This is a genomic window from Bacillus sp. FSL K6-6540 (genome assembly GCF_038007545.1).
On record NZ_JBBOXH010000001.1, the window covers coordinates 2,586,441 to 2,602,794 of the forward strand.

Here is a 16,354-nt window from a genome sequence, read left to right on the forward strand (position 1 = left end):
TTTATGGCACATGGTCATAAATCTGATGAAAAAGTAGTTTATGTCGGCGATTCGCGTGTGAAAAAAGGCAGCGGTTGGGTTACGCCGCCGGATTACACCGCATATCCCGGCAAATCAGAAGCGTTCATTCCTAACTTCTTGTTGAAGGAATGGATGGTTGGTGTAGTTGTATTGGTCGGTTTCCTTGTACTGACCATCTCGGAACCGGCACCGCTTGGTTATCCGGCGGATCCGGGGGCTTCGGTCATTCCGATGCCGGACTGGTACTTCCTGTTCCTGTATGAATATTTGAAGCTTCCGTACGCATCCGGTGATTATGTGGTACTCGGCACGATTGGCGTTTCCGGCGTGGCCTTCGGCTCATTGCTCCTGGTTCCGTTCCTGGATACAGGGAAAGAGCGGAGGTTCTACAAGAGACCTATCACTTCGGCGCTTATGATTCTGTCGTTGTTTGCCGTCATCTATCTGACCAATGCTGCATGGACGCATTATCAGCATGAACTGGAAGCTACAGGCCAGAAGCCGGAGCATATTCAGCGGGAAGAAGAAGCTCACGAGAAGCGTGCAGCTGGTCTGCCAACAACCAGCGGCAAGCAGCCTGAAGACAGCATCGTAGCGATTGTGGATAAGGATAATCCTGCAATGGAGACCTTTAAAACGGCTACTTGTATCTCCTGTCATGCTGCAGATTTGAAAGGGGCATCCGGACCGTCGCTGCGCGGCGTCGGTGACACCCATACAAAAGAAGAGATTGTGGCTATCATCGAAAATGGCCAAGGCAGCATGCCGCCTATGAAAGACATAGCTCTGGGAGCTGGTGTAACTGAAGAACAACTCGACCAGCTGGCGGATTGGCTCGCAAGCCAAAAAGCAGAAGCGGCTGCAGAGTAGCATGCATTAAAGAACCTGACCGTATTACGGTCAGGTTCTTTTTTAAATACGTACATAGATGAAATATGTCCCTGGTTTGGGTATAATCGGCATTAGTCTAAAGAATACAGGAACAGGATTGGAGGACCGAGTTTGTCAATTTCGTTTTTATGGAGCCGGGAATTTCTAAGCAAGCGATCGATTCTCTGGCTGCTGCTCGTATGCAACGTACTTGGAACGATCTATGGATACATATGGTACGGCGCTCAAATGGCCGATACGGTGGAACATGGCTACATATGGCAGGTCGTATTCGTGCCGGACAGCCCGACGGCCAGTTTGTTCTTCAGTTTGGCGCTTTTGCTGCTTCTCTACCCGCCTCGGAGCCTCGGCGGCGCGATGTTTCAGCAATTCATAGAGGCACTTGCAGTCGTCACATCCGTGAAGTATGGCATATGGGCGGTCGTTATGATATTTGCCGGACAAGCCCAAGGAGATGTGCTGGCATGGCAGGATTGGATGCTTGTCACTTCGCACACGGCGATGGCAGTAGAAGCCTTGCTGTTCGTCCGATTGTTTCATTACCGCTGGACAGCCCTAACCGGGGCCATTGCCTGGACGCTGCTGAACGACACCGTCGATTATACATATGGCGTGTTTCCGTGGCTGCCCGGTCCGTTATATGATGACCTGCCAGCCGTCCAGCTGTTCACTTATCTATTGACGCTCTTCAGCGGTTTCGCCGGCTGGATCTTCATGAAATACGGGAATCCCAAGCAACGCTAGCCGTTTCGCCGGCACGGTTCTATGAGCATCCCTTCTGCCATACATATACGGTAGGAGGGATGTCCCATGTTACGAATCTTTCCGAAGCTCCTTCTGTGCCTGTCCGCACTGCTTCTGCTGGTTACCGCAGGCTGGGGTAATCCCATATGGGCCAGCCCGGCGGCAAACGGACAGTCGGAGTCTTCGCCCGCTGCATCCATTCAGGCCAAAGCGCTGAACAAGGAAGTGGAGCAGTTATACCGCCATGTGGAGGAAGGCAATGTACAAGCCGTGTTAGAGGATATTCGCCGGGTATCCGGGCTGTTTGAGGCTTCCTCATTTCAAGGATTGACCGGCGTCGAGGGGATCCACGCGTTGGCTGAGAGCATTCTGGAGATGAAAGAAGCTACGGCACGGGCGACGCAGGAGCCCCAGCACTGGATGTTGTCCGCCGGCAAGCTCCGAATGGCAGCGGATAGCCTGATCCATGCCAGGGATGCGTTATGGCATCAATATTACAAGGTCATACGCGAAGACCTGAGAGTCATGGGACAGTATGCGGAGCAGCACGATCAGGCTGGCATGAGACGAGCCTACGACAGCCTGAGCGAGCATTATGAGCTCATCCGTCCTTCCGTTGTCATTCAGCGCAAGCCCGAGGATGTCAACATGATGGAATCCTGGATTTCCTATGCAGGGGGGCTGGTGGCATCCGGAGACGCGGCGCAAGTGGAGAAAGTGGTCCCGCAGGGCGAGGAAATGATGAATATGTTATTCGGCAAGAAAAAAGACGAGCCTGCGCTTGCTCCGCTGGGAGAGGTTAAAGAGCCATGGACTTGGCAGCTGGTCATTGCCGCTTTTATTTTGGCGGCATTAACGTTTGCAGGGTACCGCAAATACCGCGGCCAGCTGTACAGCGCAAAACCGATGTTCCCCCGAAAGTAGTCGAATATCCATCATGGTCCGAATAGCCCGGTGTAAACCGGGCTATTCCTCTTTAAAACCTTCCCCGTGCACGTCATTGACATCATTAATGATAATAAACGCCCGAGGGTCCAAGGATTTGGCGATTCCCGTAAGGCGGCGAATTTCCTGCCTCGATACGACGCAGTATACCATATGCTTGGCTTGCATGGAGTAGGCGCCGATAGCCGGGATCAGCGTGACCCCACGATCCATTTCCGTGGATATGCGATTTGCGATATCAGGCGCCCGGTCACTGATGATGGTGAAGGCTTTGGCGGCATAAGCCCCTTCCTGTATGAAATCGATCACCTTGGAAGCGATGAATACGGCGACCAGGGTATACAATATGCGCTCTAGCGGGATAAAGAATAAGGATAGACCGATAATCAAAATATCGAGGGATAAAATGATCTGGCCCATGCTGAAGCCGAATTTCCGGTTGATGATTCTGGCGATGATGTCGGAGCCGCCAGTCGTCCCGCCGAACCGGAAAACGATGCCGAGCCCGGCCCCCAATGTCACCCCCGCATAAAGCGCAGCCAGAATATAATCATGCTCGGTGTGAAAAGGCACGACATACCCGCGGTCGATCAGTAATTCGAACAGCCACAGAAACAGGGTTAAGGAGGCGATGCCGAGACCTGTATAGACGGACTGGCGTTTGCCGAGTATTTTCATTCCGACCAGGAAAAGCGGGATATTCAATGCCATGGTTGAAATGGACGGCGATATGTTAAAGGCGTAATTTAGCAGTACGGTAATGCCGGTGACCCCACCCTCCATGAGTTCATTCGGAATGATGAAATACAGCAGTCCGAATGCGTATATGGCGGAACCGGCGATGATCGGAATGATCGTTTGCAGCTGATGGAGCAACTTGGACGTTTTCATAAGAACCCTCGCATTTCCAATAGTGGATATTTCCGATTGTCTGCAGATTGCTTCACACCTGTCTAGTATGCGCCGATATGGTTTCAGCAATAAAAAATTATTTGTTTTCAAATCCGCTTTACGATAACATAGGTTTAAAACCAATCGCTCGTATGAGAGAAGACTGCCCCAGCTTGAAGGTTACAAGCTGAGGCTGACTGTGCAGTGAAGGGAGTTAAGAGTCTTGGAAAAATCAATGGCTGAAATGCAGCAGGAAGTCGATCGATACATATCACAATTCAAGGAAGGTTATTTCAGTCCTTTATCCATGATGGCCCGAATGTCGGAAGAGGTGGGGGAACTCGCCCGAGAGGTTAATCATCAGTTCGGGGAGAAGCCGAAAAAAGCGGATGAAGCGGAAAATTCCATCGAAATGGAGCTTGGAGATATATTGTTTATTACGATCTGTTTTGCCAATTCCCTCGGCATCGATCTCGCGGAAGCGCATGATAAAGTGATGCATAAATTTTCTACGCGCGATGCCGATCGTTGGACGAAAATAAACACCGATTAGGCAGCTGCTACATATGCTGTACCAAACCCGCTGTGGGGAGGGACAGCCCGTGAAACCTGAAAGTTATATACAAAAAGCATATCGATGCATACTTCAAAATGATTTCGAAGAAGCGTTGCGTTGGTTTGAGCAAGCGATCATCGCGAATCCGGGAGATGCCGAAGTGCATTATCGGTGCTCCATTACCTACGGCAGAAGCAACAAGCTGGAGATGGCGATTACGCATGCGGAGGAAGCCGTCAGGCTGCAGCCGGACAAACCGGAATATGCTCTTCATTTACAGCATATCAAGGCTGCGGAGCTGGTGCAGCGAGCAAGAAAAATGGTGGAAAACCGCAAGGATGTGACCAAGGCTGAATTGTATCAAGCCGTGGGACATCTGAAATCCGCCGTAGCCATGGACCCTTTGTATGCTCAGGCTTATGTATGGCTTGCTCTTGTTTACAGTGAACTCGATGAGCATGCGCTCGCCATTACCACGCTTAAAGAGGTGATTTCGTTGTACCCGCAGGAGAGCGGGCTGCAGCATATTATGGAGGAACTCAAACAGCGCTTGAAATCATATATGCAGGATACAGCATCGGATGGAAAGTGAGGAAATGTAACATGGCAAACAAATGGACAGTTGCGGTCGTCGGTGCCGGCGGCCGTATGGGTAAAGAAGTAGTGAAGCTTGTATTGGGCGACGAGGAACTGGAACTGGTTGCTGCCGTCGGCTTGTCGGATGCGGGTGCCGATGCAGGAACGCTGGTAGGTCTGCCTGCTTGCGGCATTACGGTGACATCGGATCTGGAGATGGCGCTTGTCGAATCCAAACCGGACGTCATGGTTGATTTTACGGCGCCTCAATTTGCATACAGCAATACGGCGTTGGCGATCAAGCACGGCGTTCGCCCGATCATGGGCACGACCGGCTTCACGCCGGAACAAATCGAAGAGCTGGACAAGCAATGTACGGAACAGAACATTGGCGGTTTGATCGCGCCGAACTTTTCCATCGGAGCCATTCTGATGATGAAATTTGCAGCCCAGGCGGCCAAATATTTGCCTCACGTTGAAATTATCGAAACCCATGGCGACCAGAAGCTGGATGCTCCGTCCGGAACATCGATCAAAACAGCGGAAATGATTGCGGCGAACCGCGAGGAGATTCGTCAAGGCAATCCGAAGGAAGAGGAAGTCATTGAAGGTGCAAGGGGCGGATATTACAACGGCTTCCGAATTCACAGCGTTCGTCTGCCGGGCGTTTTTGCCCAGCAGGAGGTCATTTTTGGCGGTTACGGTCAAAGCCTGAAGATCCGCCATGATTCGTATGAACGTGCAGCTTATATGCCGGGCGTGAAAATGGCTATAGAGAAGGTAATGGGCTACACCGGATTGGTGTATGGATTTGATCATTTTATTGACTAACATAGGGGAGAAATTACTATGAATATTGCATTTATCGCGCATGACCGCAAAAAAGAGGAAATGGTCAATTTCGTTATCGCTTATGAAAATGTATTCGAAGATCATAAATTATACTCGACTGGAACGACGGGAACCCGGATTATGGAGCAAACCAAACTCAGCATTCACCGTTTTGCCTCGGGACCCCTGGGCGGCGATCAGCAGATCGGAGCTCTTGTGGCGGATAATGAGATGGACCTGATTATTTTTCTTCGGGATCCGTTGATGGCACAGCCTCATGAACCGGACATCAATGCACTCCTCCGTTTGTGCGACGTGCAGGGAATACCGCTTGCTACCAATGTGGCGACGGCTGAGATTCTCGTCAAGGCGCTGGACCGCGGCGATTTTGCATGGCGCGAACTCGTTCATAAATATAAACCGGGTGTGGATAGCTGATGAACACCAAACTGGACATATTAATCTTCGGAGCACATGCAGACGATGCCGAGATCGGAATGGCAGGAACGATTGCAAAGCATACGGCAGCTGGGCTGTCGGTCGGGATCTGCGATCTCACGCAGGCAGAAATGTCGTCGAACGGCACCGTCGATCTTCGCAAGCAGGAGGCAGAGCAAGCTGCCGGTATTTTGGATCTCAAGGTCCGAACGAATCTGGGGCTGCCGGATCGCGGTTTGTTCGTGACGCCGGAGCATATTGAAAGGGTCACGGCCGAGATTCGCAAGTTTTCTCCTTCTATTGTATTTGCTCCCTACTGGGAGGATCGCCATCCGGACCATGTTGCGTGCAGCCGGTTGGTTGAGGAAGCGGTATTCAATGCCAAGCTTCGCCGATACATGCCCGAGCAGCCGCCGGTTAAGGTGGACGAGCTTTATTTTTATTTCATAAACGATATCGGAAGAACGGATTTGGTCGTTGACGTTACGGAGCATTACGGCGTTAAGGAGCAGGCCTTGTCTTGTTACCGTTCCCAGTTCGAGAAGGCTGAAGAAGATGCAGTCTCAACCCCGTTGACCGAGGGGTACATCGAGCGTGTGCGGGCCAGGGATTCACTGCTTGGAGCGCGCAGGCTTATTCCTTATGCAGAGGGCTTTGCTTGTAAAAGTCCGTATGTTGTTCATCTATTCGGCCCCAAGCAGGCATAATATATAGAGGCGTACATAAAGGAGGCCTGACATGAATCAGCAACCATTAAAAATCGGCATTACCTGTTACCCATCGCTCGGCGGGTCAGGAGTCGTGGCGACCGAGCTGGGCAAACTCCTCGCGGAGCAAGGCCACCAGGTTCATTTTATCGCTCACAGCATTCCGTTCCGTTTAGGAACTTTCCATAAAAATATTTTTTATCATGAAGTTGAAGTAAACGACTATTATGTGTTTCGTTATCCCCCATATGACCTGTCGCTGGCGACCAAAATGGCTCAGGTGGCAAAAATGCAGCAGCTTGACGTGCTTCATGTGCACTATGCCGTGCCGCATGCCGTATGTGCCTTCTTGGCCAAGCAGATGGTCGGAGATCAGCTGAAAGTCGTTACGACGCTCCACGGAACCGATATTACGGTGCTGGCGCAGGACGAGTCGCTGAAGGATTTGATCAGGCTTGCCATTAATGAAAGTGATGCCGTTACCGCCGTTTCACAGGATCTTATTCGTGAGACGCGGGAGCTGCTGGATATAAGCCGCGACATCGACCTTACCTATAATTTCGTGGATCCGCGGGTGTATTATCCGCGGGATTCGAGATCGCTGCGTAATGATTATGCCGATCCGAACGAAAAAATCATGATGCATATTTCCAACTTCCGTCCCGTGAAACGGGTAGGCGACGTATTGGAAATATTCGCCCAGGTGCAGGAGCAGGTACCCGCGAAACTGCTGTTAGTCGGGGAAGGGCCAGAGCTTCCGAAGATTCAATGCCGGATCAATGAGCTGGGGCTTGGCAGCAAGGTGCATTTTCTCGGCAAACAAGACGAGATTGCCCATGTGATCTCGATGGCGGACGTGCTTCTGCTCCCATCCGAGAAAGAAAGCTTTGGCCTGGTCGCCCTGGAAGCAATGGCGTGCGGAGTGCCAACGGTCGGATCCACGGCAGGCGGCATTCCCGAGCTGGTTACCCATGGGGAAACCGGGTATCTGGCTCCAATCGGAGACACGCATTCGATGGCTCAGCACGTGCTTGAAATATGTAAGGATGAAGCCCTTAGCGAACGGCTGCGCAAGGCATGCCTGCAGCGTTCCAAAACGATGTTCTGCAATGAATTGATACGGGGCAAGTACGAGGAAATCTATTACCGAGTATTGGGACGGGAGGTTAGCGAGCTGAAGCCGGTTTGCGGCTAAGCTCGACCCTCTCGTTGTTTTTCGGATAAAAGGAACGGGAAACTATGGCAGATATGTATAATTCGATTCGATGGCGCAACGCGGACCCCGACATGGCCGAGCGGAGTGCGGATGTGATCCGCACTCTGCTTCGGCATGGACATGAAGCGTATTGGGTCGGAGGCTGTGTCCGTGATGAATACATGGGGCGCAGGGTCAGCGACATGGATATTACCACCTCCGCCTTGCCGGAAGTCACCTGTTCCGTCTTCCCCAAAGTAATTCCAACAGGAATCAAGCACGGAACCGTGACGGTGCTGATGGAAGGCCAGTCTTTTGAAGTGACGACATATCGGGTGGAGAGCGGTTATGAGGACCATCGTCATCCGACGGAGGTCGCTTTCGTCGGGGAAGTGAAGGAAGATTTGAGGCGGCGCGACTTCACCATGAACGCAATGGCCAGAGGAATTGACGGTTCCTGGGTTGACCCGTTCGGCGGACGAGAGGATATTGACCGAAAGGTGATTCGCTGCGTGGGCGAAGCCCGTCTTCGTTTTCGCGAAGACGCCCTGCGCATGGTGCGCTGCATCCGTTTTGCCTCCGTGTTCGGTTTCTCCATCGCACTCCGTACATGGAGAGGGATCCTCTCGGAGAGAGACACCTTAGGCTGGATTGCGATGGAACGCATCCGCAGCGAATTCGAGAAAATTCTGGCTGGGCCGTCCCCGCTGCGCGGATTGGAGATGTTTGTCCGGAGCGGACTGCATTCCCGGATGAAAGCGCCCTTTCCCTATACCACGCATGATAGGAAGACGATCGAAGCCATGGAGCGGATTGAACCGGACCATGCGACGATCCGTTGGTCCTTGCTCCTGCTCGCATGCGGCACTACAGCTCAGCAAGCAGAGGAGCTGCTGCGGTCATGGACTTTCTCCAATAAGCAGCGGGAATCCATCGTGAAAATGCTCTCGCTGCATGAATCCTATCTGCAGCAACCGAATGCGGGCGATGCCGAAAGCAGCAGGCTTAAGTGGATCAGCCTAGTCCTTGCCTACGGTGTCGAGGCAGCCCAAGGATGGCTGGAAATGCAAACGGCTTTGCATCACGCGGGAGCGTCTTCTGCTCCGCTGACCTTCATCCGGCAGCTTGACGTGTGGCTGCAGGATCTCCGGATCCGCAGCTTGAAGGATTTGGCCATCACCGGCAGCGAATTGCTTGAGACGCTGGGCAGACGCGGAGGCCCGTGGCTTGGGGAACTTCTCGGGCTGCTGCTGGGGAAAGCGGCGGCAGGTTTGATTAACAACGATAAGGAATCGTTGATTGAAGAAGCAAAGCGGGTGGTAATTCATAATGAAGGATCATGATCAAGACAACGCACTTCTGAAAATGTTCCAGGAGAATGCCGGTCAGTTTCTGTCCGGGGAAGAGATTAGCCGAAAATTGTCCATCAGCCGGACGGCCGTATGGAAGCAGATCAATAAGCTTCGGAATGCAGGGTATGATTTCGAGGCCGTTCCGCGGCTTGGCTACCGCATGTTGGACGAGCCGGACCGACTGAGCGGGGATCAACTGACAGCGGGCATGACCAGTCGGTACTTCGGCAAATCGATCAAGCTGCTGGACAAAACGACGTCAACTCAGGAGGATGCCCGGCAGTTGGCGGAAGAAGGGGCAGCCGAAGGCACGCTTGTCATCTCGGAAGAGCAGACGGGCGGCCGGGGCAGAATGGGAAGGAAATTTCATTCCCCGAGAGGCAAAGGCATATGGATGAGCCTGGTGCTCAGGCCGAAGCAGCCGCTGCATCTAACCCAGCAGCTTACCTTATTGACAGGCGTGGCGGTATGCCGCGCCATCGCTAAATCCGCCGGCGTGCAAACCGACATCAAATGGCCGAACGATATTCTGTATCAGGGCAAAAAGGTTTGCGGCATTCTGCTGGAGTCTGCAACCGAAGATGAAAGAGTACGTTACTGCATTGCTGGCATCGGAATCAGCGCGAATCTGAAAGAAGCGGATTTTCCGGAGGAATTGCGGAACGTTGCGACGTCGATTCGGATCGCCGGCGGGAAAACCGTCAACCGGACATCGCTGATCCAGTCCATCATGTCGGAGATGGAGGTTTTATACGAATTGTACAACGAGCAGGGCTTCGAGCCCGTAGCCTCGCTCTGGGAAGCTTTATCCGGAACGGTGGGCCGCGAGGTTCAAGTACAGACGGCCCGTGACCGTTTTAGCGGGATTGCGACGGGACTCAACCAGGACGGCGCTCTGCTGGTCCGCAACCAGCATGGTGAACTCGTTCCCGTGTATTCGGGCGATATTCTTTTTAATACCAGGTAAATGAAACATGGTGAAATCGGAGCTGGAATTTGATATACTACAACTATAGAGGCGGTATCGCCATGAGCGAATTGCACTCTGCAGCAAGTGGGAATTATGATTTAGAACACCTTCATAACTGTTATGCCGGTTACGTTGGATTCTGCTCTGAGCCGAAAGGACCGAGACAGAAGGGACGATCGCGAGTGACTCTTTTTTGCCTTTCGGACTTTTTAGCAAGTACGTGCTAAAAGGTTTTTTTTATTGTGTCTAACTACATCACACAGGGAGGCTGTGTCACAATGGCAGGCAAACAACCACTGAACATCGTGAAACTGAAGAACATGAAGAAGAAGGGCGTACCGATCACGATGCTGACCGCGTACGATTATCCTTCCGCCAAGCTGGCGGAAGAAGCGGATATTGATATGATACTGGTGGGAGATTCCCTCGGCAACGTCGTGCTGGGTTATAACTCCACGATTCCCGTTACGCTGGACGACATGGTGTACCATACGCGCGCTGTCGCTCGCGGAGCCGAGGATACGTTCATCGTAGCGGATATGCCGTTCATGACTTATCATGGAGGCATCGATGAAAGCTTGCGCGGCGTGCGGCGATTGATGCAGGAAGGTCATGCGCATGCCGTGAAAATGGAGGGCGGCGAAGAAATCGCCGATACCGTAAAACGGATCGTACAATCCGGGGTCCCGGTGCTGGGCCATATCGGGCTGACGCCTCAGTCGGTAAACCAGATCGGCGGCTACCGGATTCAAGGCAAGGATGCCCAAGATGCGCAGCGGCTCATGAACGATGCCAAGGCGCTTGAAGCGGCCGGCGCATTTGCTATCGTGTTGGAGCTGGTTACGGAAGAAGCGGCTGCTGACATATCCAAAGCGCTGAGCATCCCGACCATTGGCATCGGCGCCGGTCGTTATTGTGACGGCCAGGTGCTGGTATTCCATGATATATTGAAATACGCGTCCCCTTATCGGGACAAACGCTTCGTGAAAACTTACGCCGATGTCGGTTCCGTTATCCGCGAGGGTATCACGCAGTATGTGAAGGAAGTGAAGGACCGCGCATTCCCGGCCGAGGAGCATGTGTTCAAGACGGAGAACAATGCCGGTTCCGAAACGACAACGGCATTATATGGAAGCCAAAAGGAAAAGGTGGGCACGACATCATGAAAGTGATTCGCAGCATTGCGGATTTAAGATCTGAGCTTCGGGACCGGCTGGGGTCCGGCAGAGGCCCGGTAGGCCTCGTGCCTACGATGGGATATTTGCACGAAGGACACGCCAGCCTGATGCGGAAGGCGCGGGAAATGTCAGGCACGGTGGTCATCAGTATCTTTGTCAATCCGATTCAGTTCGGACCGGGCGAGGATTATGAAACTTATCCTCGGGATGAAGCGCGTGACCTGGCGTTGGCGGAATCCGAAGGGGTGGACGTGGTATTCATTCCTGCGGTAGAGGAAATGTACCCTCAGCCGACCAAAACCAAAATTGCCGTAGCGGAAATTACGTCATTGTTGTGCGGGGCCTCCCGTCCCGGGCATTTTGACGGTGTCACCACGGTTGTGAATAAATTGTTCAATATCGTAAAGCCTGATTTTGCCTTCTTCGGGATGAAGGATGCGCAGCAGGTGGCCGTCATAGAACAAATGGTACGGGATTTGAATATGGATGTGACCATCGTGCCATGTCCGATCATTCGCGAATCCGACGGCCTTGCCCTAAGCTCGCGCAACGTGTATCTGAAGCCGGAAGAGCGGGAACAGGCGCTTGTGCTGTCGGGCTCGCTGCGGACGGCTCAGGAGGCAATCCGGCAGGGACAAGCGACGACGGCAGGAGAGATCCGCGCTCATCTTCGGGATTATATATCCCGCTCTCCGCTCGCTGATATCGATTACGCGGAATTGCTCACCTTCCCGGAGCTTGCGCCCGTGGAAGATTCATACCGCATTGTGGATGAAGACAGAACCGTCATCATGGCGCTGGCCGTGCGTTTTGGCCGCACCCGTCTCATTGACAATGCATTACTTCAACCAAAAGTAGGGGGATCCCATGTTTAGAACGATGATGAAATCCAAAATCCACCGCGCAACGGTGACGGAAGCCAATCTGAACTATGTGGGCAGCATTACCATTGATGAGGATCTAATGGAGGCTGCAGACCTTCTGGAGAATGAAAAAGTTCAAATCGTGAACAATAACAACGGCGCCCGTCTGGAAACGTACGTGATCAAAGGCGAGCGCGGCAGCGGCGTCATTTGCTTGAACGGAGCAGCCGCACGTCTTGTACAGCCCGGCGACAACGTCATTATCATTTCTTATGCCATGATGTCCAAAGAGGAATACGACCATCACACCCCGACGGTCGTGATCGTCGACGAATCGAATAAGCCGGTTACGACGGAGTATCGCGAAGTTCACGCCGCCATTCTCTGAAGAACCAAAATGTGTCGGGACCTTAAAGGGATGAAAAGACCGTCTTCTACAGAAAATGAGTTCAGGTCGACGCACTGATCTCATTTTTCCGCTAAGGGTGGGATGCAGCTATGTTTCAACATGTATTCGCCGAAATGAACAACATGTTAGATGAAATTGTGAAGCATTACCCTTCTGCTCAAGGTCCCCAAAAACAGGCGCTGGTACAAAACTGGAACATGCTCAAAAGCATGAGCGAGGGCATTATCGAGGAGTGGCTGCATTTTGAAGAAAAAATGGCCATCTTCCGCGAGAGTGCAGCGTCACCTCCGGTTTTTCCGCCGACCGAAGCGCCTGAATTGCAGCTGGATGCGTTCGTTCGCGGTCAAGGTTACTACAAGCTGTTGATGTTCCAGCCGGCCATACAGCAGTTTGAGGCAGCCGCCGCGGTATTTCCGGACAGCCTTCTGATCAAGTTGTACATTGCCATGTCCCATCTGTATTTGGGGCAAACCGCCCAAGCATCCGACGTACTGATCTCCATCCTGCCCCTGGCTGACAACAGAAAGCTTCGGGCGATGATCTACAATGCGCTTGGATGCATCGAGGTGTTGAATGGCCAACAAGCAAAGGCCGAGGAACATTTTGCACTGGCGATTCATAGCGATCCGACGCTTCCCGACCCCATGATCAACCTGGAGGTCTGCAAGCAGAATCGCGGTGAGCTCCAGTACGGCAGCCAATTGATCTCTTTGCTGTAGAAATCAAGCCACAACAAGAAGCGATGCCAGAGCTCACCCTTGAGACTTTGGCATCGCTTTTTGCGTACGGGAGCGGTACAGAAAGCCAGGGGATTTTTTACCCGGAATGTTCAAAACCCGCAACTTCTGGTATGCTGTTAATTAGTCTGGAGGAAAGGGATTTTATCGAAATGAAATTTGCCGTATTGGATTTTGAAACCACGGGCAACCAGTCTGCAGATGAAATCATTCAGGTTGGACTGGCCATCATCGAAGAGGATCGAAGCATATCCCGCGTATACGGCACCTATGTCAATCCCGGGATTCCGATCCCTCCTTTTATTACCGGTTTGACCGGCATTTCCGACAGTGATGTAGCGGATGCTCCGTCATTGGAAGAAATGATGATGGAGCTTGTGCCCATGCTCGACGATGTCGTATTGGTTGGACATAACGTCGCTTTTGATTTTAACTTTTTGCAAAACGCGCTCGATCGCTGCGGCTATTTACCGTTCAGCGGCCGTATTCTAGATACGATGCACTTCTTAAAAATATGCTTTCCCTCGCTCCCGTCCTACCAGCTCGGGATGGTGTCCTCTCATTTCGGCCTGGAGCATGACCGTCCGCACCAGGCGGACAGCGATGCGCTTGCCACAGCCTATGCGCTGCTGAAATGTTTGGAGGAGATCGACGAGCTTCCGCTGCTCACCATTCAGCGTTTAAGCGACCTGTTTGCCGACGAGGACAGCGACTTGGCCTGGTTCTTTGACGGCATTCGTTCCGACAGGGAGCACCGAGCCGTACAAGCGGGGGACACCCATACGTACTACCGCCAGTTTGCCTTGGCGGTGGATGATTGGAACGATATAGCACCTGTCAGAGATGAGACGGAGCCCAATCCTTTGGCCGATGTAAGCTTCGAGCAATACATGAACGAAGTCCGTGAACGCCTGAAGGAAACGCTGCCTCATTACGAGAGCAGGGATGCCCAGGACATGATGTTCCAGGAAGTGATGCAGGCGCTGGATGACAATAAACATCTATTGATCGAAGCGGGCACGGGAACCGGCAAATCCCTTGGATATTTGCTGCCGTCGATCTATCAAAGCGTGAAGCAGGAACAGAAGGTTATGGTGAGCACGCATACGATCAACCTTCAAGAACAGCTGCGTGACCGGGATATTCCCCTGCTCACCCAGGTTGTTCCTTTTCCTTTTAAGGCGGCCATTTTCAAGGGCAGGGGACATTATTTGTGTTTGAGAAAATTTGAACATAAAATAAATAGAAGAGATTTTCATTCCCCGAAGGAAGACGTAATCACGGCGGCCCAGATGCTGGTCTGGCTGACCCAGACGGAGAACGGGGATGATGAAGAGCTAAACCTTGGCGGACGCGGAGGGGATTTCTGGGAGACCATCTCCAGCGATTCGGATTCTTGCCTCGGACGCGCCTGTCCTTGGTTCCGCAAATGCTACTATCACAGGGCCAAGCATGAAGCAGGCATCGCGGATGTCGTCATTACGAACCATTCGAAGCTGTTCACCGACGTGAAGGCGAATCATCAGCTGCTGCCAAGCTATGAGCGCCTCGTCATCGACGAAGCGCATCATCTTGAGGATGTCGCCGGCAAGCATCTTGGCTTGCAGATGAAGTATTTTTCGGTGGTCCATACCTTGACCCGTTTGTACAAAGACAGCCGAAGCGGGCAGCTCCCGGCTCTGCGCCAGCTGCTGCAAGCTTCGCCGCACGAGAAGGCAGTCGAATGGTCTTCCGTCATCGACCGTTTGTATCCGGACCTGATTACCGTAAAAGAGAATTGGGATCGGCTCAGCGATCAATTGTTCGGACTGCTTCCGGAACGCGGAGACGCTTCTCCGGGAGATGCCGGCCAATTCTCGCTCCGCCTGTCCCCGCTGAAGAAGCCGAAGGATTGGGATTCGATGGCCGAACTGGAGCATCAAATTCATCTGACGCTGGGCGATGTCGTGCGCAAGGGCGATAAGCTGATCGCCGAAATGAAGGAAGATTTGGATGACTACAGCGCGGACAGCCTGTTAACCGACCTATCGGGCCTATTTAAGGACCTGGCCGCGCATCGCGAAGACCTGCGCTCCTTCATGGCCCTGAACGATGAGGGCACGGTATACTGGATGGAGGCGAACGGCAATTTCCGCAGCAAATCGCTGCAGTTGTATGCCGTGCCCGTCGACGTGAGCGCTCATTTGAAGGAATTGTTTTTTGACAAGAAACAAAGCGTGATTCTGACATCGGCGACCTTGTCGGTGGACAAATCGTTTCAGTTCATGATCGAGAACCTGGGCCTTCAGGAAGCGGCTGAAGCGGGGAACCTGAACACGGTTCAGCTCCCGTCCCCGTTTAATTACAGGGAACAAGCCCTTCTTGTCGTGCCGCGTGATTTTCCGAGCGTGAAGGGATCGGTCGGGGATGCACTCTTTGTGAATACGCTCGTGAAGTCTTTGGCCGATACGGCCGTCGCTACGCATGGCCGCATGCTCGTCCTGTTCACTTCGTACCGGATGCTGCGCCAGGTGCACGAGCCGCTGAAAGAAGCGCTGGCATCAAGCGACATCACGGTATTGGGACAAGGTATGGACGGGACCAGCCGTACCAAGTTAATCCGAAGATTTCAGGACAGCAGCGCTTCCGTGCTGCTGGGCACCAGCTCCTTCTGGGAAGGGGTAGACATTCCGGGTGAGGCGCTGACTTGTCTTGCCATCGTCCGGCTGCCGTTCCAGCCGCCGAATCACCCCTTGGTCGAAGCCAAGAGCGAACTGCTGCAGCAGCAGAAGAAGAATCCCTTCATGAAGCTTTCGGTTCCGCAAGCGGTCATTCGTTTCAAACAGGGGTTTGGGCGTCTGGTGCGAACAGCACAAGATAAAGGGATCGTGATCGTGTACGATACCCGGGTCATTGAATCCTATTACGGGAAGTATTTCTTATATTCCTTGCCGGGGCCGAAGATGGAGCACATGCCGACAGAGGGGATCGTTCCCCGAATTTCGGAATGGCTGCAGGAAGAGGCAAGCGCGGGAAACCAAGCGGAATAAAGTGAAACCAAGCACGATCAA

The 16,354-nt window shown here is 52.7% G+C and carries 17 protein-coding genes; 16 read left to right on the plus strand and 1 reads right to left on the minus strand.

Annotated elements, in window-relative coordinates:
* Positions 1-3 precede the first annotated feature (3 nt).
* The 3 genes from MHH82_RS11540 to MHH82_RS11550 all read left to right on the plus strand — a co-directional run bounded on the left by MHH82_RS11540 (position 4) and on the right by MHH82_RS11550 (position 2,580).
* Positions 4-891 (plus strand): menaquinol-cytochrome c reductase cytochrome b/c subunit, encoded by an 888-nt coding sequence (locus tag MHH82_RS11540; protein ID WP_015734549.1) that lies wholly within the window; start codon positions 4-6, stop codon positions 889-891.
* A 132-nt stretch (positions 892-1,023) separates the two neighbouring features.
* A complete protein-coding gene (locus MHH82_RS11545) occupies positions 1,024-1,656 on the plus strand; it encodes a DUF1405 domain-containing protein (protein WP_340965720.1) in 633 nt (210 codons plus the stop codon).
* Positions 1,657-1,722: 66 nt separating this feature from the next.
* Positions 1,723-2,580 (plus strand): sporulation protein YpjB, encoded by an 858-nt coding sequence (locus MHH82_RS11550; RefSeq protein WP_340965722.1) that lies wholly within the window; start codon positions 1,723-1,725, stop codon positions 2,578-2,580.
* A 42-nt stretch (positions 2,581-2,622) separates the two neighbouring features.
* On the opposite strand, the gene MHH82_RS11555 is transcribed toward MHH82_RS11550, so the two are convergent.
* Entirely contained in the window at positions 2,623-3,492 is an 870-nt protein-coding gene (locus MHH82_RS11555; RefSeq protein WP_015734552.1) for a YitT family protein, read from the minus strand.
* Positions 3,493-3,715: 223 nt separating this feature from the next.
* Between MHH82_RS11555 and MHH82_RS11560 the strand changes: the two genes are divergently transcribed.
* From MHH82_RS11560 to dinG, 13 genes are all read left to right on the plus strand, one after another.
* Positions 3,716-4,045: a nucleotide pyrophosphohydrolase gene (locus tag MHH82_RS11560; RefSeq protein WP_340965725.1), complete on the plus strand. Its 330-nt coding sequence runs from the start codon at positions 3,716-3,718 to the stop codon at positions 4,043-4,045.
* A 49-nt stretch (positions 4,046-4,094) separates the two neighbouring features.
* Positions 4,095-4,640 carry a tetratricopeptide repeat protein gene (locus MHH82_RS11565; protein ID WP_009595137.1) on the plus strand — a complete coding sequence of 182 codons (546 nt, stop codon included), beginning with the start codon at positions 4,095-4,097 and terminating at the stop codon, positions 4,638-4,640.
* A gap of 11 nt (positions 4,641-4,651) precedes the next feature.
* Positions 4,652-5,455, plus strand: a complete 804-nt coding sequence (dapB, locus tag MHH82_RS11570) for a 4-hydroxy-tetrahydrodipicolinate reductase (RefSeq protein WP_009595251.1) — start codon at positions 4,652-4,654, stop codon at positions 5,453-5,455.
* An 18-nt stretch (positions 5,456-5,473) separates the two neighbouring features.
* The gene (mgsA, locus tag MHH82_RS11575; RefSeq protein ID WP_015734554.1) at positions 5,474-5,893 is read left to right on the plus strand and encodes a methylglyoxal synthase; all 420 of its coding nucleotides are present in this window, start codon (positions 5,474-5,476) and stop codon (positions 5,891-5,893) included.
* Complete coding sequence (gene bshB1, locus MHH82_RS11580) at positions 5,893-6,600, plus strand: bacillithiol biosynthesis deacetylase BshB1 (protein WP_036665612.1); 708 nt, start codon at positions 5,893-5,895, stop codon at positions 6,598-6,600. The genes mgsA and bshB1 overlap by 1 nt, the downstream gene beginning before the upstream one ends.
* 31 nt (positions 6,601-6,631) lie before the next feature.
* Positions 6,632-7,795 (plus strand): N-acetyl-alpha-D-glucosaminyl L-malate synthase BshA, encoded by a 1,164-nt coding sequence (gene bshA, locus MHH82_RS11585; protein ID WP_015734556.1) that lies wholly within the window; start codon positions 6,632-6,634, stop codon positions 7,793-7,795.
* Positions 7,796-7,839: 44 nt separating this feature from the next.
* The gene (locus MHH82_RS11590) at positions 7,840-9,138 is read left to right on the plus strand and encodes a CCA tRNA nucleotidyltransferase (protein ID WP_340965728.1); all 1,299 of its coding nucleotides are present in this window, start codon (positions 7,840-7,842) and stop codon (positions 9,136-9,138) included.
* The gene (locus MHH82_RS11595; protein ID WP_015734558.1) at positions 9,125-10,114 is read left to right on the plus strand and encodes a biotin--[acetyl-CoA-carboxylase] ligase; all 990 of its coding nucleotides are present in this window, start codon (positions 9,125-9,127) and stop codon (positions 10,112-10,114) included. Before MHH82_RS11590 ends, MHH82_RS11595 begins: the two co-directional genes overlap by 14 nt.
* Before the next feature lie 281 nt (positions 10,115-10,395).
* A complete protein-coding gene (gene panB, locus MHH82_RS11600; RefSeq protein ID WP_015734559.1) occupies positions 10,396-11,283 on the plus strand; it encodes a 3-methyl-2-oxobutanoate hydroxymethyltransferase in 888 nt (295 codons plus the stop codon).
* The gene (panC, locus tag MHH82_RS11605; RefSeq protein WP_340965731.1) at positions 11,280-12,170 is read left to right on the plus strand and encodes a pantoate--beta-alanine ligase; all 891 of its coding nucleotides are present in this window, start codon (positions 11,280-11,282) and stop codon (positions 12,168-12,170) included. Before panB ends, panC begins: the two co-directional genes overlap by 4 nt.
* On the plus strand, positions 12,163-12,546 hold the full coding sequence (gene panD, locus MHH82_RS11610) for an aspartate 1-decarboxylase (protein WP_015734561.1): 384 nt from the start codon (positions 12,163-12,165) through the stop codon (positions 12,544-12,546). The genes panC and panD overlap by 8 nt, the downstream gene beginning before the upstream one ends.
* A gap of 110 nt (positions 12,547-12,656) precedes the next feature.
* Complete coding sequence (locus MHH82_RS11615) at positions 12,657-13,286, plus strand: hypothetical protein (protein ID WP_009595155.1); 630 nt, start codon at positions 12,657-12,659, stop codon at positions 13,284-13,286.
* A gap of 170 nt (positions 13,287-13,456) precedes the next feature.
* Positions 13,457-16,333 carry an ATP-dependent DNA helicase DinG gene (gene dinG / locus MHH82_RS11620; protein WP_340965734.1) on the plus strand — a complete coding sequence of 959 codons (2,877 nt, stop codon included), beginning with the start codon at positions 13,457-13,459 and terminating at the stop codon, positions 16,331-16,333.
* Positions 16,334-16,354: the final 21 nt, after the last annotated feature.